We start from the raw sequence: 17705 nt of genomic DNA, 5'->3' as shown, positions 1-17705 counted from the left end.
CTTACTATTTTAAAAATCCATCCAAAGGAGGTCCGCGCTTGAAAAAACATGCATACTTTATCGGAATAGACAACGGCGGCTCTGCTATCAAGGCAGCCGTATTTAATGAAAATGGCAGAGAATTGTCCGTGTCCCAGGTCCAGATTCCCATGGACCATCCAAATCCCGGCTGGACAGAACGGGATCCCCATGCTGTCTGGAGAGGTAACTGCCAGGTCATACGTGATGCTATCGGAAAGGCACAGATTTGTGCCCAGGACATTAAAGGTGTATCTGTCTGCGGCTATGGCGGAGGTCTTGGACTTTTAGACAGCGCAAATTCCCCCATTGCTCCTTTTATCGTGTCCACAGATACCCGCGCCCAATCACTTCTGGGCGAATATTCAAAAAACGGCATCAACAGCAGGCTGTACCAGCTGACCCTGCAAAATCTTTGGGCCGGACAACAGGCCATGCTGCTTCCCTGGCTAAAAAAACACCAGCCGGATTTGCTTAAACAAGCCTGTCACATGGTATGTATCAAGGATTACATCCGTTATTGTCTGACCGGCATGCTTGCTACCGATTATACGGACGCATCCTGCACCAACCTCTTTAATATACGCGATAAACAATTTGACCCGGAAATCTTTGAACTTCTTGATATTCGTGAGTATTTCCGCCTGGCCTGCGTTCCTATACTCCAATCCTTTGAAACAGGCGGTTTCGTCACTTCCCAGGCAGCCATTCAATGCGGTCTTCCGGAAGGCATACCGGTAGCAGCCGGATTATACGATGTTGACTCCTGCTGTCTGGCCAGCGGTATCCTGGATTCCAGTTGTCTGTGCCTCATAACCGGGACATGGTCCATCAATGAATATTTGACCGATGACCTGGAAGAATGCATTGGAAAAAACGGCAACACCATTGCTTTTTTACCAGATTATTATATAATTGAAGAATCAAGCCCTACATCTGCCAGTAATTTTGACTGGTACGCCGATCACTTTCTGAGCCGGATGTATCCAGGCCTGGAACGCCGCGAATTATACGACTACTGCAATAAGTCAATCCTTGAGTCAGGATTAAAGCAGACTGATATCCTGTTTATGCCGTACCTTTTTGCCTCCAATTCTGTTCCTGATGCCAAAGGCGCTTTTCTCAATCTCGACAGCAGTCATTCCCCTATGGATATTCTTCTGGCCATTTATGAGGGAATCCTTTTTTCCTCCTGCTACCACATTGAGAAATTAACCGGCACCATACATCCCCAAAAGCAAATCCGTTTATCAGGAGGCATCACTAATTCACCTGTATGGACCCAGATACTGGCTGATATCCTTCAGCTGCCCATACAGGTAATGGAAGGAAAGGAACGCGGGGCCTTAGGCGCTGCCATCTGCGCTTCGGTTGCCTGTGAATATTATCCCGACTTTCATAGCGCCGTGAAGAAGATGTGTCATTTGTCCCGGACATACATCCCTGATTCTTCCAAGGCCGTGTTTTATAAAGAAAAGTATGAGAAGTTTAAAAAGGCGATTCAGGCATTAGAGGTTTTTTATAAGTAGGAATCAAGGAGAATTGTCATGTTGAAAGCAGAACGCCTTCAGGCGATTGTTGATATAACCAACAAAGAAAAAATAGTGACATCAGAGGAACTGATGCGTCAGCTGAATATATCCAAGGCAACCGCCAGAAGGGATATAGAAGAGCTGTCCTGCCAGGGACTGATTCAAAAGACCCGGGGCGGCGCCATGTCTGCAAACCACACATCCCTGGAACCCTCCTTTGTAAAAAAGAAGGAATCCAATGCAGATGAAAAGGCCCGCATTGCCAAAGCTGCCAGGGAACATATCAGTCCGGGCGAGAAAATCATTCTGGATTCCGGAACCACTGTATTGGAGCTTGCAAAGCTTGTCAATGACATACCTGACCTGACTGTGGTCACCAATGATTTGCACATTGCTTCTGAGGTGAGTATATTCCCCAATGCTACTCTGCTGATGGTGGGCGGAGTGGTCAGAAAAGGGTTCAATTCCACCTACGGCTATTTTGCTGAAAAAATGCTGGGAAGCATCTCTGTCAACAAAACATTTCTTTCCATTGATGCCGTTGACATGGAACAAGGCCTGCTCAGTTATATAACTGATGATACAAATATAAAAAAGCAATATATCAAGTCCGGCAAAGAGGTTATTCTTCTCTGCGACCACACCAAATTCCAGGCCAGTGCCTTCATTAATATCAGCCAGCTGGACTGCATCCATCGTATCATCGTAGGAAAAGAACTGGATGGGGAATATGTGGAACGGCTTGAAAGTATGGGAATTGACGTGGAATTAGTATAACGGCGCATTAAAAAGACCGCCGCGGCACAGTGCCTGTTGATGCACAGCCGCAGCGGTCCTATTCATGTCGTTATTTATTCTAATCCGCGTTCTCTCCCTGAACTATATTCTCCGTCCGATCCACAATATAAACCGGCCTGTCCTTCAGTTCCGTAAACAGAATCGCAATATACTCACCGATGATGCCGATAATCACAAACATCATGGCAAACATAAAGCAAATCAACACCACAATGGTGGCATAGCCGCTGGGAGCACCTTTTCTGGTGCAGAGCGTGTATATCATGACAGCCAAGCCCAGCAGGGCCGAGAATATGCCTGCGTAGATACCAAGCTTCAGGGGCATGTTGGAAAAGCACAGGATTGTATTGATGGAAAACACAAACAGCTTCTTGATGCTGTACTTGCTCTCCCCTGCCACCCGGGCCCTTGCTTCATACTCAATGGCGGTTTTCTTAAAGCCTACGTTCTGCACATAGCCTCTGAGGAAACGCACCTTCTCCCTGTAGCTGTTCTTCAGCACCTGGGCCACATGGCGCGAGACTGCAAAAAAGTCAGAGGCATTTGCCTCAAAGTGTACATCCGAAATCCGGTTGATAAGCCAGTAAAAGCCGGAGGAAGTGATGTTCTTCACCAGCCCTGCCGTTCTGTTTTTGGTGCGGACCATGTTGATAACCTGATATCCTTCCTCAAACTTAGCCAGAATATCCGGTATACATTCCGGGGGATGCTGCAGGTCCGCGTCCATACAGATGATGCCATCTCCCCTACTGTAGTCCAGTCCCGCTATCATGGCCGCCTCATGTCCAAAGTTCCTGGAAAAGCTTATCACCCTGACCCTTGAATCAGATGCGGCCATACGGTCCAGTATGTCCTGGCTTCCATCCCTGCTGCCGTCATTGACAAAAAGCAGCTCATAATCCCAGCTGATATGTTCCAACACATGTGTGGTTTCCCTGTAAAATTCTTCCAATGCTTTTTCTTCGTTGTAGACCGATACCACAACTGATAACAACCTGTCCATCTCTTTTGTCTGTAATCCTTTCCTGGGGCATGTTTACATATGCTGCCAATCTCTCTGTCCTCATCCCCCCAGTGCGTGTCTGACCCCCGCTCCGGCACGCTCTAATCAAAAATACGGATTTGCTGGCTGGAGTGGGTGGGCACCCGTTTGTCCTCCGGCGGCATTTCCATGTAATTGCCATACACCTCTGTCAGTATCTGATGCCATCCCTTAGGTATCATCAGACGGGTATCCTCAAAATCCGAGTCCTCCACCTGGTCGCAGCAGGATTTATCCACAGTCACATACAGATAATCCGGCTGATAGTTACTGTAATAGCGCAGACTCCCCTTGCTGTGCCTGTCCTTCAGGGCAGCTGCCTTCTGCATGGCAAAGATAAGCTTCATGGGCACCAGGCGGCCTGCCGCAGCCAGCCCTCCCACGAAAATCTTGTGAATCAGGCTGTATTTGCCAAAATCCAGCTTATACCTGTGCCCCATGGCCATGCCATACACTGCCTTGTGCAGGAAACGGGTAAATTCCTCCCCTGCCCTGGAGGCAGGAAGTTTGTCCAGAATGAACAGATCCACCCATATATGATTCAGCTTTCCCTCATAGTACTGCATTTCCGGGCTGTCCTCATGGCATTTACTTTTTTTGTAAATGATTCTGGGAGTAAAATCATAAAATGCCTTTCCGCCCCTGTAACTGTCCGGCTCCAGCAGCTCCATGGTATCCGGAAGCTCCCTTGGAGCCACCTTCATAAACGCCTCATACTGGTTCCTGGTAAACGCCACATCCGCGTCATCATCCCAAGGGATGAACCCCTTATGGCGTACAGCGCCTATAAGGGTGCCCGCGTCCAGCATGTAGCGGATATTATACTTGCGGCAAATCCGGTCTATCTCTTTTAATATGGTCAAGTTAGCCTCATGGACCCGGCTCATATCATAGGTTTTCATCATAATCAGCGCTCCTGCCCTTTATTCCTGCCGTGTTTACGGCACGGTGCCTAATCGGTTCCCACAGAGTCCCTATGCGCACTCCACTGCTTCCTTAATAGTCCTGGCCATATAGTCGATCATCTCATCTGTCATTCCCGGATACACACCCACCCAGAATGTGTCGGCCATAATGCGGTCCGTGTTGTCCAGGCTGCCCACAATACGGTATCCCTGGCCTGCTGCCCGCATTTCATCAAAACAGGGATGCTTTGTCAGATTGCCTGCAAACAGCATTCTGGTCTGCATGCCCTTTTTCTCCACATACTGGACAACCTTATTCCGCTCAACGCCTTCCCTGCACGTAATCAGGAAACCGAACCAGCTGGGCCTGGAATGCGGGCAGGCTTCCGGAAGAATCAGCTGTTTCTCTGTTCCCTCAAGTCCTGCCTTCAGGCGGTCGAAATTGTGACGGCGCCGCTCCACAAAGGATGGGAATTTATCCAGCTGGGCGCATCCAATGGCGGCCTGCATGTCCGTTGCCTTCAGGTTATACCCGAGATGGGAATACACGTATTTGTGGTCATACCCCAGGGGAAGCTCCCCGAACTGTCTGTCAAACCTGTGTCCGCACATATTGTCGCGGCCTGAGGGGCATACGCAGTCGCGGCCCCAGTCGCGGAAGGATCGGATGATTTTATTGAGAAGGGGATTGTCCGTATATACAGCACCTCCCTCGCCCATGGTCATGTGGTGGGGCGGATAGAAGCTGGATGTTCCGATGTCACCGATAGTACCTGTAAACCGGGTCACTTCCTTTCCGTCCTCTTCCATGGTATACTGGGTACCCAAAGCATCGCAGTTGTCCTCCACCAGCCACAGGCCATGCTTCTCGCAGAATGCCTTCACTGCCCTTAAATCGAAAGGATTTCCAAGGGTATGGGCAATCATCACTGCCTTGGTCTTTTCAGACAGGGCCTCTTCCAGCTTTTCCGCATCAATGTTATACTGGGGAATCGTCACATCCACAAACACCGGCACTGCGCCAAACTGGATAGCAGGGGCCACCGTGGTTGGAAACCCGCAGGCAACCGTGATGATTTCATCTCCCCTTTTTACCCTGCGCTCCCCCAGCAAAGGGGATGTCAGCGTCATGAAGGCCACCAGATTGGCGGAGGAACCGGAGTTCACCAAGGAGCAGAAACGCACGCCCAGATAGTCTGCCAGCTTCTTCTCAAATTCATCGGTGTATCTGCCGGAGGTAAGCCAGAATTCCAGTGAGCTGTCCACCAGGTTTACCATCTCCTTATGGTCATAGACCCTGGAAGCGTAGGGAATGCGGTCACCCTCCTGAAAAGGCCCCTTTTTATTGTGATAGGTGTCGCAGTATTCGGCCACCATGTCCAGAATCTGCTGCCTTGCTTCTGTTTCTGTCTTATGTTCAAATGCCATGTTCATTTCTCCTCTTTACGAAAAAAATTCTGTTATCTGCCGGTCCATAACCTCCAGCATATCCTCACCGTCCAGATAAGCCCTGGACCACTCTACTGTCTTTTCAACAGCTTCCTCCACCCCATATCTGGGACGCCAGCCAAATACCGACTTTATTCTGGAACAATCCAGCTTCAGAAAATTGGCCTCATGAGGGCCTCCGTCATACTGATTCACCCATTTTACATCCCCGCCCCAGAGCCGGCAGAACATATCCACCAGGCATCCTGTGGTCACGCAGTCCTTATCGTCAGGCCCCACATTATAATACCCCTGGTATCGTCCATCCTCATACTGCCTCATGGCAATGGTAAGATACACGGCCAGCGGCTCCAGCACCAGCTGGTAGGGCCTGGTGGAATGGGGATTCCTTACAATGATATCTTTCCCTGTTGCAGCTGCCCTGATACAGTCAGGAATAATCCTGTCGTTGGCAAAATCGCCGCCCCCAATGACATTGCCTGCCCTTGAGGTGGAGACAGCACACCGCCCGTCACCAAAAAATGATTTCTGATAGCTGTGGGTTACCAGCTCGGAACAGGACTTACTGTTGGAATAGGGATCGTATCCATCCAGAGGATCGCATTCCCTGTACCCATACTCCCACTCCCGGTTCTCATACACCTTGTCCGTGGTCACATTGAGAAAAGAGCGCACACTGTCCGTCAGTCTGACGCACTCCATCACGTTCACGGTCCCCATGACATTTGTCTCATAGGTATACACCGGATCCTTATAAGAATCCCTGACAATGGGCTGGGCCGCCAGATGAAACACCACCTCCGGCCTCACCCGTTCAAACACATCCCTAAGCCCCTGTAGATTCCGGATATCTCCAATCACGCTGTCCATCACATCCTCCAGCCCGGCAATCTCAAACAGGCTGGGATCCGTAGGCGGTTCCAGGGAATACCCCGTCACCTGAGCCCCGGCAAGCGTCAGAATCCTGCAAAGCCAAGCCCCCTTAAACCCGGTATGCCCCGTCACAAGCACCCTTTTATCTCTATAAAAATCCATCAATTCCTTCATCTTCATAAAAAAATCCTCTCATCCAACTTCCAACCATCCACAAAAACCCTTCCGAACCACCTTACCGCACACTATCTGCTGCTCACCACTTACCGCGTGCCGCACACCGCCTGCCGCACACAACTCCCCTCAGCATCTTCTTCCTACGGCATTCGAGGAAGCCCAGCATGGTTCCAGGCGTGCTTCCTGCTGAAACCATTTTACACGCCGGCACTTAGGCGCGGTCTTTCACGCGTCTTAGTACCGCTGCGTGTAAACCGAGCGAGAGCGTGTTTCATCAGGGAGCACGCCTGGAACCATGCGGACCCCCGCGAATCCCCACGTCCTTCCTCTACCAAATCTTCCAGGGCGCCCTGCCCGACTGCCACAATCCCTCCAGCTTATTCATCTCACGCTGTGTATCCATGCACTGCCAGAATCCGCTGTGGTAGAAGGATTTAAGCTGTCCCTCCGCCGCCAGTTTCTGCATAGGTCCCTGCTCGAACACAGTGGAATCCCCTTCCAGATAATTAAATATCTCAGGATTCATCACCATGAATCCGCCGTTAATCAGGGCACCGTCATTATCCTCCTTTTCCCGGAAGGACAGAACCGTATCATTTTCGTCGATATCCAGAACGCCCTTCATCTGTCCGATGTTGACTGTTGTGATAGTAGCTGTCCTGCCATGGGATTTATGGAAACGCACCAGTTCATCCAAATCCACTGTTGACACGCCGTCCCCATAGGTCAGCATAAAAGGCTCATCCCCCACAAAAGGCTGGATACGCTTTACACGCCCGCCTGTCATGGTGTTGAGTCCGGTGTCCACCAACGTTACCTTCCACGGCTCGGAATAGTTATTGTGGACTTCCATCTTATTGTTAGCCAGATCAAATGTTACATCTGAGGTGTGAAGGAAATAGTCTGCGAAAAATTCCTTCACCACATACTGCTTATAACCCAGACAGATAATGAATTCATGGAATCCGAATTCCGAATAATACTTCATGATATGCCACAATATGGGTTTTCCCCCAATTTCTATCATAGGCTTTGGTTTCAGATGGCTCTCCTCGCTGATTCTGGTACCAAGTCCTCCTGCTAATATTACTACCTTCATCTCTGTCCTCCATTGTATTTCCGGCACATTGTATTCCAGCCGCATTCTATTCTGCCTGTACTCTTTCCTGCCTGCATTCCATCCTGCCTATATTCTTTCCTGCTCACATTCCATCCTGCCCGCATCCTACTCCCGGAACACATTCAGCTTGTTCTCTTCCAGTATCCGGAACGCGTTCTGTATCTTATCCAGTCCTTTGCGGTATTCAAACTCTGTCTCCAGTTCTTCTCCCCTGTCCTTTAGCTCCTCACGGCTCATTCCGGGGACCTCCAGGGCCAGCCGGGCCTTTCTCTCAAAGCTTTCCTCCCTGCTGGGCGCTTTCTGGATCTCACGATAAGTAGTATAACCATTTCCCATAAGGATTGCAAGGCAGAATAGAGCCATGCCCCACCGGTATCCTCTGTCTGTCCTCTCCTTCATCTGCCACGCCAGGGCAAAGGTAAGTATAATTCCCAATATTCCCACCTGGAACTGCAGGGCATAGCGGGAACTTAACGCATAACTTTCTTTCTCAAATATATACCGGGAAATGAAAATGATTACATGGTTCATCCCGCCTCCCGCCAGAAGCATCAGAGGCATAATGGTCCTCTCATACAGTCGGAACCGGAAATTAATCCATAAGGCCATCAGATAGCCGCAGACCACAAACAGGCCCAGAACATAACACATCCGGTTGCTGAGAAGGCCGTTTTCCATGAAACGTTCCAGTTCCTCCCCTCCCACCAGGACTCCCGCAAAGGACTTTAACAGAAAACGGATGGGGAATGTGGGATTTTCAGCCAGTATCGTGCCCAGGGAACGTCCTGTGGCTCCCGCGTGTTCCTCCACCGCCATGGAATTGCTCAGCATATACAGAAGAAGGGGCAGCAGGGCGCAGGCCATATAGGCCAGATACCGCATATCCCAGGAACCCTGCCCCCTTCTGCCCGGGCAGTCCTTACGCTTCCTCCGGTCCATCACCATGCAGAACCCATAGGATAGCAGCAGCGTGGCGGCATAGACCGCACAATACGGGCCGGCAGTACCCAGTATAATAAGCCAAGGCAGTACCAGCAGCTTTAACCGGTCCCGTCTTTTTTCCTCTCCTGCCCACACCCGGTCCAGAACCAGCTCATGGTAGTAGAAGCAGGCAAAGGCAAAGAAATGGGACCATCCGCTTCCATTGGTAAGCATTTCCCATTTATTCAGGCTGAACATCACTGCCATCAGCAGCGCAAACCAGAGGCATCCGATTTTCCTGCTCCGGCAGTAAGCGGCAAATACCCAGCCTGCCAGCCCCAGGCTCACCACGCCCAGAACACGTTCCAGGGTTATGGTAAAGCCGAATAACTCCACATTGACAATCCGGCAGAGATAATTGATCGGGATGCGTGTCAGGACATCCGGCACAAAAAACTTCTCCGGATTCCATACATCCGGCAGATAGCTGTTCACCAGCCGGATGTAGTCTGAGTACACCACATCGCAGGTGGCGCTTTTCACATACCAAAGGCAGAATAAGATGCCTGCAAGCGGAAGAAGCCAATATATGATTTTCCTGTTTCGTTCTGCTTTCATGGTTATCCTGCTCCTTTCTCATTCCCTATGTCTTTCCCGGAAACCGGTTCTTATCTGACCGTCAAATGCACTATCGCTGCCAGCCGGTCCTCTCCCCTCTGTTCCTGGGCATTCTGCATAAAGAAATTATATTCAAAGGTCAGGTGCACCGTCTGCCACGGCTCGGCCTGAATGGTTGTATTTACAACATTGGACCGCACCGGCAGATAACGCGGCTCCTCCTTATCCTTTGTAATCCTGACAGCCTCGCCGCCGCTCATGATTCCCGGATATACCACCTCCAGGTCAATCACGCCTGTCTCACCGGCCATGACCGTCAGGCTGGCATGTTCATCCATCCAGCCGTCGCTGTAGTAGCCGTAATCCACCTGGAGCTTCATTTCCCTTACAATCTCCGTGATATCCTGGAATCCCTCATGGTCCGGGTCTTCCCGCAGAACCAGCATCCTGTCATCCACCAGACCGATATCCCGGATATTTTCTATGAACTCCACCCTGGTTCCTTCTGCTGCCCGTTCCCTGTCAAACACCTTGAAAAAGGTTCTGGCCGTGAAATCGCTCATCTCATAGCTGTCGCCTATGATGTAAATGGTTTTGCCGAATATGCCGTCCCCATATCTTCCGTAGGTCTCCTCGGCCAGCGAATTATACCGCAGCTGGTTGGGCCAGAGATACAGCTTGGGATAGTCCGCCCGGTAATACAGCTCCACCGGAAGCATGAATACCACATAGCAGGCAAAGGCTGCCCCCCAGGGCCAAAGCCGTTTCAGATACAGCTCCGGCTTTACTCCCTCTGTCAGTTCCCCGTACATATAAGCCAGGAATAAAAGGGCGGATACCAGGGATACATACACCCAGCGCATCTCCACCCGTATGGTGACGCTGGAGGACGCAATACACAGCCCGGTAAACAGGATGAACAGAGTGCTGTTCTTCAGCATCTGAACACGGTAATCCTTCCGCTTCTCCCTTACAAGCTTCACCACAAATGCCAGAACAATAACCGCGATGCAGGCATCCGCCAGGAGCACCAGCCCCTTTATGGCCAGGGGACTCTGCCCCCATGGACAGCCATTGAGATGTTCCGGTCCCGCATTGATGCCGAACACATAGGCAATCTGGCTCAGGGCGTATTTGAAGGTGTCCGCCAGGCTGAAGGTATCTGCCACCTGGGTTCCTCCTGTGCCTGCCGGCAGAATACTTCCTATGGTAAAGGCGCGAATGATTTGGACCAGAAGGAAGGATAACAGACCGGCTCCCCATTCCCACAGCTTCCTGCTCCTCTTAAACAGCAGGACCAGAAGAAGCAGAGGAAACAGAGCCATATAGCGTTCATGTACAAAGCATACCCCAAAGTAGAGCACGCAGGAAAGGTAGAAGTATACATGGCTGTCCTTCTCATTGAGATACCGGAACAAATACCAGAGAATCATAACAGCCATCCACAGGGCCATGGTTTCCATAAGCCCCAGCACCTGTCCAATCTGGTAATAGGCCATGCGGCTGATTAAAAACATGGAGCCGCACAGAAAGCCGATTCCCTTTGCCCTGGACAGCCTTCGGCCGATGAAATATATGCTCCAGGACACGGCTGCGTTTAACAGGATGTTAAAGGGCATGAACCACCCCACATGATTCCTGACCACTGCCATCTCCAGCCAGGCGGCCAGATAATACAGAAAGCGGAACCGGGTGCTGCCCACCGGAAACACATACTGAAGGAAACTCTGCTCCCCGTAGCAGGACCAGAAGTACAGGTCATCCATATATAACCCCTTTATTTCGATTCCTCTGTTGACCCACACTGCCATGGCAAGCAGAATACCCATGAATATTACATGGTCCTTCCACTCATATTTCTTTTCCATCCTGGAGAACCCAATCCTGGTTCTCGTACTCTCTTTTGCCTCCAATGTAAGCGCCTCCTTCTGGCTGTCAATCAAGTTCCGTCATGCTGTAGTTTTCCCTGAACTCCTCAAGGGCCTGTTGGGAATCATCCGGCGGTCCGGCGTCAAGCGTAACCCTGGCCGTCATATTTCCCCATTCATAGTGAATATCAGAAAGGCTTCCCTCCGCAATCATATCCTCAATCATCTGCAGGGCCCTGTCCTGTCCTGCCAGGTATCCGGCTTCCACGAAGAAATACTCCGTACCGGCATATCTCAGAAACTCCTCAAAGTATGCCAGCCGCTTTACCAGGTATACATTTCCTCCGCTTCCGGTCACATCGTAGTAGCTCTGGACGCTGCACGGCAGATCCAGGACCCTGGGATGCCTCCCGAATGCAAGGACACGGCTCCTGGGTGTAAACATACAGGAAAGGGTAAGGCTGCCCTCTCCGGCCCTTCTGTCCAGCATTTCCCTGCGGTGGTCATAATAGCCCATATGACGCAGGCTCACAGGCGTAAAGCCCGGCACTCCGGCCCAGCCAGTGGTACAGGTCACCGCTGTATTCACTGCAAAAAATAAAACCAGCACCAGAGACAGGGACCGTCTGACTGCGGGTCCCCAGTTCTGCCCCCATCCCATTCTCAGCGCGCTGATAACCAGAACAGCATAAAACAGGATGAAATAATTCCCGTCCACCTGATACAGAGTATAGATGCTTGCCAGGGAACCAAGGGCCAGAACCGGAATCAGGATACAGTCAAAGAGATTCAGGGGATGCCGGAGGCCGCGTCTCCCCGCCTTCCAGGAAACAGCAAGCCAGATGACAAGAAAAACCGTCACAATTCCGGTTCCCCATGCAATGATTACATGGGCCATATCCTCTGTTACAGGGGCAAACAGGATTCCCCATACCCGCGACCACAGCCGTGAACATTTTTCTCCCGCAGTCAGGGCAGACGGATCTCCAATCACATGGTTAAAGGTATAGGGATATTTCACCCTGCATCCCGCCTTCTCAAAAAATCCGGCAAATATGGATGTAACAGGCACGCCGGTAAGAAGCCATGTGCGGTACCACAATCCGGCCGCCGCTGCTCCCGGTATCAGAAGGAGGCAAAAGCCTCTCCTGTCTCCAACCCTTAAACGGCGGGTAAGAAACAGACACACAAGGGCCACTCCGCCCAGAGCCGTTGAAAACACCAGGGCCGTGGGCTTATACACCAGGGTCAGCAGGTAGGTGCTGACAGCCATGGAAAGCCAGGGTATATTTTTGGCAGAACTGCTTTTCTTCCCCTGTTTCCCATCCCAAAGTGCGAAGCAGATAAAGTCATAAATGATGAGCTGGTGCAGCAGCGTAATATTATCGCTTTTTGCAGTGGCCGCCATATTCATGATTCCCGGAATAGCGGCAAGGATGGCTGCTGCCAGGATTCCTTTTACCTGCCCGCAGTATCTTCCCACTATATCTGCTGCCAGGAGAAGAATCCCCACGGTACACCACAGAGAGAAGGCCAGGACAAATCCATAGGTTGGAGTCCCGCTCAGAGGGAGAACCAGGACTTCCAGGCCTTTGCTGTAGGTATAAACCAGGTTAATCATGCCCAGATTCTCATAAATTCCCTTTCCGTTATCCAGTACATAGGCGGAGCGCAGGCCGTAGTGAAGTGAATCATAGTCCAGTTCAATGTTCATGCGGCCCGCCTGAATCAGAACCATGGTAATGATGAAGGCAAGTAAGGCGGCCTGGGCCATGCTCTCACTTCTTCCCTTATCTGCACTGTTCTTCACAGCCTTCAGCCATGCCCCGGGTAAAACCTGTTTGTTTCTGCGTCCCCAAAGGATTTCCAGGACCACGGCCATCAGGGCCATGACTGCGGCCAGTCCCCTCCACAGCATCAGCCCGCCATGTCCCGTAAGGGATACAAGGCATACCAAAACCATCCACAGGGCGCTTCCCAGCACAAGGCACATGGATGTACGCTGCAAAAAGGGAATGGGAGCGGACAGCTGCCTTTCTTCTAAGAACAGCCGGAGAAGCTGTCTCCCTGCCAGTATGAGAACCGCCATATATATGCCGGATACCGCCAGGGGCAGGAAAATACGGTGGCACCAGGTAAACAGCACGATTCCCGCTGCCAGTCCCAGAGCCCTGACCCCCCTGTGTGAACCTGTCCCTGGCTTTTTCCCTCTCCCGCCGGCCAGACAGAACAGGTTCCAGAAAAACACAAGGACCACCTCTGCCATCATAAGAAGGGTCCGAGTATTCCGAAGCACCGGCTCCAATGGGCCCCAGAGCAGCACCCCGAACACCGTCACAGCCAGGACAGCCAGCCCTGCCGCCCCTATGATGATTGCAAGTATCTTATCGTTTTTACCAGTTTCCATGCAACAAATCCTTATCCCTGCATTTTTCTTTCTGATCCGTACCAATTTCCCAGTCCCGGAAACTGCTACTCATACTCTCCGTAAGCCTTCTTATAAAAGCCCATGATAATGTCCGCCACCGGCTCCGGCCAGAAACGGCAGAACATTTCCCGCTCCTCCGCAAACCGGCGGTTATCCCTGATACATGCCTTTGTGGTGGCACCCTCATGGACCCGGTAATAGAGAAGAGGCCGCTCATCGCAGATAAAACGTCCCGGTTCCTCTGCCAGCCTCACAAGATTGTCCCAGTCCAGGGCAAAACTGTACTCTGAGCGTACAAAGGGTTCACCCAGCACCGCCTTGTGATAGGTGGTGGCCGGACAGCATATGGGGTTGCCCAGGACAAAGGCCAGCTTCTTTACCCAGGCCCTGTCGTTCATCTGCGGAAACCGCAGGGGCGTCCTCAGAATCCGCTTAATCCAGAGCATGGCATCACCGGTGATGAGCGCTCCCTGTTTCACAATCACATAGTCCGTTGTAAAAACAGTCATATCCGGATATCTCCTATGGGCTGCCAGAAGTCTCGCGCTGTAATCACGGTGGTACATGTCATCCTGGTGCGCAATGGTAACCAGCTCGCCCTCCGCCATGGAATATGCAAAATTCCAGTCATCCTTTATGCCGCTCTCCCCCCGCCGTACACAGACCTGCAGGCCGTATTTCCAGGCCAGCCGGTCAATATAGCTGCTGGGAGTGGACGTGCAGATAATGATATGGGACGGGACGGTCTGGGCCTTAAGAGAGCGGATGCACTGCTCCAGATAAGGCGAGTCCTTATAGGCGCATACGGCAAATACATGCTTATACCTCATAAAAATGTTCCTCCAGCATCAGGCACAGGGTATGATAGATGGGAAGGTGCAGCTCCTGGATTTTAAATGTCTCATCAGAAGGCACCACGATGGAGCAGTCGCAGGCTCCCGCCATCTTCCCCCCGTTTTTGCCGGTAAGGCCAATGGTTTTAATGCCGGACGCCTTTGCCACAGCAACGGCATACATCACATTCTCAGCATTGCCCGAGGTGGAAATACCTATAAATACATCTCCCTTTTTTCCATAGCCGTACAGCTGCTGCGCATAAATCATTTCACCGTTTACATCATTTAAGAACGCGGTGGCCAGTCCCGCGTGACCGGTAAGGGCAATTGCGGGAAGGCCTCCCTGTAGGCAGGATGCCAGCTCTTCCCCCCGCTTTTCGTCTGCTTCCTGAAGCGCAGCCGCGAATTCATTGGACACCGGGCGGCGTTTTACAAATCCCTTCATCAGCTCACCCACAATGTGCTCGCTGTCCGCGCAGCTTCCGCCATTTCCCGCTATCATCAACTTGCCGCCGCCTGCGTAACAATCCCGCAGGATTTCATATGCGGCCAGCACATCGCCCTTTACTGCCTCCAGAACCGGATACCGGCTGGTCAGTTCCTCCAGATACTCCATCTCTTTCATCTTACGTCCGCCTGTCCTTTCTCAATAATCCACTGAGCTGCCTTTACGAGATCCTCCGCGTAAAAATCATATACCGGAGGTATCCCTTCCTTCTCCTCCTGGCTGCGAATCCCGCTTCCATAACCGGTTCCCACCAAAATGGTGGTGAGGCCGTAGTTATTCCCGGCCTCCACATCCAGCAGTTTATCTCCTATCATAAAGGAATGAGCCTTATCCACTTCAAACCGCTGTGCGGCCTCCTCAAACATGCCGGTACCCGGCTTGCGGCAGCTGCACTCCTTCTTATATGGGCCGATTCCGTGCTCCGGATGATGGGGACAGTAATAAAATGCGTCAATGGACGCCCCCATGCACTCCAGGATATGGTTCATATAAACATGAAGGTTCTTCACGTCCTCCTCCCCATAATATCCCCTGGCCACTCCTGCCTGATTGGTAACCACCACCAGACGGTACCCTGCCTCCTTTAACATCTGCAGCGCCTCCGGCACTCCAGGAAGGAGCTTAAGGTCCGAAGTCCTGTGCAGATAGTGCACTTCCTCATTCAGAGTCCCATCCCGGTCCAAAAAAACAACTCGATCCATTGCACATCCATCCTGTATGTTATATTCCTTGTGTGAATCCTGTCCGGTAATTTAACATTAAATGTTAAACCGGTACTCGCCGTTAGGCATATGGACCTTCACCTGATCATACTGCCATCTGGACTCGTCTGCCACCCAGCTCTGGGCGCCCCGCAGTTCAAAATTCCAATCCGCCAGCTGTCCGCCTGCCTGTTCCATACGGGCAGCCACCTTGTGGCGCACATTGTATGGACAGTACATGAGTAAGTACCCGCCTCCGCCTGCTCCCAGAAGTTTGCCTCCCAGGGCGCCTGCCTTCAGGGCCTCATCATATAATTGGTCAATCTGGGGATTTGTTATCTTGCTGCTCATGCGCTTCTTGCTCTGCCAGCCATAGTCCAGAAGCTTGCCGAAACTGTGGAGATTTCCCTTTAACAGCTCATCCTTCAGGGCATAGGCCAGGGCCTTTACCTCACACATGGCCTCAAAGGCGTCCTTTTTCTCATAGTTTTGCACCTGGTCCTTGATAATATTGGCAGAGACATGGATTTTTCCGGTATAACAGAGAAGGAGATTATACTGGAGCTCATGTATGATGTCCTTTTTAATGCGCAGAGGGTTAACCACCACATTGTTGCGTCCGTGGAACTCAATAAAATTGAATCCTCCAAAGGTAGCCGCATACTGGTCCTGGTACCCGCCGTCAATCTTTAAATCCAGGCGCTCCACCTGATAAGCCAGGTCAGCCAGGGCATAGGCATCCATCATCACTCCCTTCCAGCGGGCCATGGCAGTGAGCATAGCCACCATAACCGTGGACGAAGTCCCAAGGCCGGATCCGGGAGGCGCATCGCACTGGAGATACACTTCACAGCCCTGGTCAATACCCATGGCATTAAGAGCCGCTGTTACCAAATCCAGTTTTCCGTCATACACATAATTTTCCCTGGTATTATATTTCACTGTCATATCAAAGTCCAGGGAATGAACCACAATCTGGTCGTCCTCCCTGGGCACAATGGAACAGTAGGCATATTTATTGATGGTGCTTCCGATGATGGCCCCTCCCTGCTCCTCGCAGAATGGTGCCACATCCGTACCGCCGCCTCCAAAGCTGACCCTTAAAGGCGCCCTTCCTCTGATTACCATATGTGTCTCCTCTCTCTGTCTTTCGTTTAGGTTGTCAAATGACCACTTTATTCCTCACATCCTCCTGAAACTGGAAATACGCCTCCGGAATGCCAATGTCAATAAAATATCCGTCATTGACAAAGCCTCCCAGGCGCCTTCCCTCTGACAGCCACTTAGGGATCATGTCATTTTCCAGCGACACCTTTCCCTCGGGTATCTCATCCAGCAGCTGCTGTTTCATAAGGTAAATGCCTCCGTTGATTGTCCCTTCCCTTGCATCCTCTGTCTTTTCATTAAACCCGGTCAGGAATCCGTCACGGTCCAAAATTGCCTGTCCGTACCGCGAAACATCAGGCACCCTGCGCAGTACCAGAGCCATATCCAGATTCTGGCTGTCCTGCTGTCTCAGGAGCCGGGTATAATCAATCTGGTAAAATGTATCCGCGTTCAGCACATAAAAACGATCCTCTGTAATAAACCTGCCTGCATTCTTAATGGCCCCGGCCGTTCCCAGAAGCGTCTCCTCATAAGCATACCCGGCATGGAACCCGAAAGCCGCCCCATCGCCGAAATGCTCCTCCACCATAGTTCCCTTATATCCCACGGCAAAGACAATATCCGTAATCCCGTGGCGGACCAGCTCACGGGTCACATATTCCATAAAAGGCTTCCCTTCAATCAACGCCATTGGCTTGGGCCGGTCGCTCACCACACTGCGAAGCCTGGTCCCCAGACCGCCGGCCAACAAAATAGCCTGCATTCAACATTCCCTCCTGTACTGTGGGCCTTAAACGCGGCTGC

Annotated in this window: 15 protein-coding genes; 2 read left to right on the top strand and 13 right to left on the bottom strand. The window is 51.4% G+C overall.

What is annotated here, in order from left to right; genetic code table 11:
- Nucleotides 1-38 precede the first annotated feature (38 nt).
- Nucleotides 39-1547 carry an FGGY-family carbohydrate kinase gene (locus CGC65_RS03730; protein ID WP_002568268.1) on the top strand — a complete coding sequence of 503 codons (1509 nt, stop codon included), beginning with the start codon at nucleotides 39-41 and terminating at the stop codon, nucleotides 1545-1547.
- Nucleotides 1548-1565: 18 nt separating this feature from the next.
- Nucleotides 1566-2327, top strand: a complete 762-nt coding sequence (locus CGC65_RS03725) for a DeoR/GlpR family DNA-binding transcription regulator (protein ID WP_002568269.1) — start codon at nucleotides 1566-1568, stop codon at nucleotides 2325-2327.
- Between the two features lie 79 nt (nucleotides 2328-2406).
- On the opposite strand, the gene CGC65_RS03720 is transcribed toward CGC65_RS03725, so the two are convergent.
- The 13 genes from CGC65_RS03720 to CGC65_RS03660 form a co-directional block, all read right to left on the bottom strand.
- The gene (locus tag CGC65_RS03720) at nucleotides 2407-3351 is read right to left on the bottom strand and encodes a glycosyltransferase family 2 protein (protein ID WP_002568270.1); all 945 of its coding nucleotides are present in this window, start codon (nucleotides 3349-3351) and stop codon (nucleotides 2407-2409) included.
- A gap of 101 nt (nucleotides 3352-3452) precedes the next feature.
- Entirely contained in the window at nucleotides 3453-4295 is an 843-nt protein-coding gene (locus CGC65_RS03715; protein ID WP_002568271.1) for a LicD family protein, read from the bottom strand.
- Between the two features lie 69 nt (nucleotides 4296-4364).
- Nucleotides 4365-5723, bottom strand: a complete 1359-nt coding sequence (rfbH, locus tag CGC65_RS03710) for a lipopolysaccharide biosynthesis protein RfbH (RefSeq protein ID WP_002568272.1) — start codon at nucleotides 5721-5723, stop codon at nucleotides 4365-4367.
- 15 nt (nucleotides 5724-5738) lie between these two features.
- On the bottom strand, nucleotides 5739-6797 hold the full coding sequence (gene rfbG, locus CGC65_RS03705; RefSeq protein ID WP_002568273.1) for a CDP-glucose 4,6-dehydratase: 1059 nt from the start codon (nucleotides 6795-6797) through the stop codon (nucleotides 5739-5741).
- 325 nt (nucleotides 6798-7122) lie between these two features.
- Entirely contained in the window at nucleotides 7123-7893 is a 771-nt protein-coding gene (gene rfbF, locus CGC65_RS03700) for a glucose-1-phosphate cytidylyltransferase (protein ID WP_002568274.1), read from the bottom strand.
- A 126-nt stretch (nucleotides 7894-8019) separates the two neighbouring features.
- Entirely contained in the window at nucleotides 8020-9453 is a 1434-nt protein-coding gene (locus CGC65_RS03695) for a hypothetical protein (protein ID WP_002568275.1), read from the bottom strand.
- 50 nt (nucleotides 9454-9503) lie between these two features.
- Nucleotides 9504-11366 carry a hypothetical protein gene (locus CGC65_RS03690; protein ID WP_002568276.1) on the bottom strand — a complete coding sequence of 621 codons (1863 nt, stop codon included), beginning with the start codon at nucleotides 11364-11366 and terminating at the stop codon, nucleotides 9504-9506.
- Between the two features lie 22 nt (nucleotides 11367-11388).
- Nucleotides 11389-13728 (bottom strand): hypothetical protein, encoded by a 2340-nt coding sequence (locus CGC65_RS03685; RefSeq protein WP_002568277.1) that lies wholly within the window; start codon nucleotides 13726-13728, stop codon nucleotides 11389-11391.
- 65 nt (nucleotides 13729-13793) lie between these two features.
- Nucleotides 13794-14579 carry a glycosyltransferase gene (locus CGC65_RS03680; protein WP_002568278.1) on the bottom strand — a complete coding sequence of 262 codons (786 nt, stop codon included), beginning with the start codon at nucleotides 14577-14579 and terminating at the stop codon, nucleotides 13794-13796.
- On the bottom strand, nucleotides 14569-15210 hold the full coding sequence (locus CGC65_RS03675) for a D-sedoheptulose-7-phosphate isomerase (protein WP_002568279.1): 642 nt from the start codon (nucleotides 15208-15210) through the stop codon (nucleotides 14569-14571). Before CGC65_RS03675 ends, CGC65_RS03680 begins: the two co-directional genes overlap by 11 nt.
- Complete coding sequence (gene gmhB / locus CGC65_RS03670; RefSeq protein WP_002568280.1) at nucleotides 15207-15794, bottom strand: D-glycero-beta-D-manno-heptose 1,7-bisphosphate 7-phosphatase; 588 nt, start codon at nucleotides 15792-15794, stop codon at nucleotides 15207-15209. Before gmhB ends, CGC65_RS03675 begins: the two co-directional genes overlap by 4 nt.
- A gap of 57 nt (nucleotides 15795-15851) precedes the next feature.
- Entirely contained in the window at nucleotides 15852-16922 is a 1071-nt protein-coding gene (locus CGC65_RS03665; RefSeq protein ID WP_002568281.1) for a GHMP family kinase ATP-binding protein, read from the bottom strand.
- Between the two features lie 34 nt (nucleotides 16923-16956).
- On the bottom strand, nucleotides 16957-17664 hold the full coding sequence (locus CGC65_RS03660; protein WP_002568282.1) for a nucleotidyltransferase family protein: 708 nt from the start codon (nucleotides 17662-17664) through the stop codon (nucleotides 16957-16959).
- Nucleotides 17665-17705: the final 41 nt, after the last annotated feature.

Origin of the sequence: Enterocloster bolteae, assembly GCF_002234575.2 — a bacterium.
In the GTDB taxonomy this organism is placed as follows: domain Bacteria; phylum Bacillota; class Clostridia; order Lachnospirales; family Lachnospiraceae; genus Enterocloster; species Enterocloster bolteae.
The sequence above is the reverse complement of the archived record's forward strand: the minus strand, read 5'-3'. Positions and strand labels throughout refer to the sequence as shown.

What these genes read in the sequence shown, in the direction of transcription:
- CGC65_RS03665 (WP_002568281.1), bottom strand. Translation starts at nt 16,922, where the DNA reads ATGGTAATCAGAGGAAGGGCGCCTTTAAGGGTCAGCTTTGGAGGCGGC.
- CGC65_RS03715 (WP_002568271.1), bottom strand. Translation starts at nt 4,295, where the DNA reads ATGATGAAAACCTATGATATGAGCCGGGTCCATGAGGCTAACTTGACC.
- CGC65_RS03685 (WP_002568277.1), bottom strand. Translation starts at nt 13,728, where the DNA reads ATGGAAACTGGTAAAAACGATAAGATACTTGCAATCATCATAGGGGCG.
- CGC65_RS03680 (WP_002568278.1), bottom strand. Translation starts at nt 14,579, where the DNA reads ATGAGGTATAAGCATGTATTTGCCGTATGCGCCTATAAGGACTCGCCT.
- rfbG (WP_002568273.1), bottom strand. Translation starts at nt 6,797, where the DNA reads ATGAAGATGAAGGAATTGATGGATTTTTATAGAGATAAAAGGGTGCTT.
- CGC65_RS03725 (WP_002568269.1), top strand. Translation starts at nt 1,566, where the DNA reads ATGTTGAAAGCAGAACGCCTTCAGGCGATTGTTGATATAACCAACAAA.
- CGC65_RS03720 (WP_002568270.1), bottom strand. Translation starts at nt 3,351, where the DNA reads ATGGACAGGTTGTTATCAGTTGTGGTATCGGTCTACAACGAAGAAAAA.
- CGC65_RS03675 (WP_002568279.1), bottom strand. Translation starts at nt 15,210, where the DNA reads ATGAAAGAGATGGAGTATCTGGAGGAACTGACCAGCCGGTATCCGGTT.
- CGC65_RS03660 (WP_002568282.1), bottom strand. Translation starts at nt 17,664, where the DNA reads ATGCAGGCTATTTTGTTGGCCGGCGGTCTGGGGACCAGGCTTCGCAGT.
- CGC65_RS03695 (WP_002568275.1), bottom strand. Translation starts at nt 9,453, where the DNA reads ATGAAAGCAGAACGAAACAGGAAAATCATATATTGGCTTCTTCCGCTT.
- rfbH (WP_002568272.1), bottom strand. Translation starts at nt 5,723, where the DNA reads ATGGCATTTGAACATAAGACAGAAACAGAAGCAAGGCAGCAGATTCTG.
- rfbF (WP_002568274.1), bottom strand. Translation starts at nt 7,893, where the DNA reads ATGAAGGTAGTAATATTAGCAGGAGGACTTGGTACCAGAATCAGCGAG.
- gmhB (WP_002568280.1), bottom strand. Translation starts at nt 15,794, where the DNA reads ATGGATCGAGTTGTTTTTTTGGACCGGGATGGGACTCTGAATGAGGAA.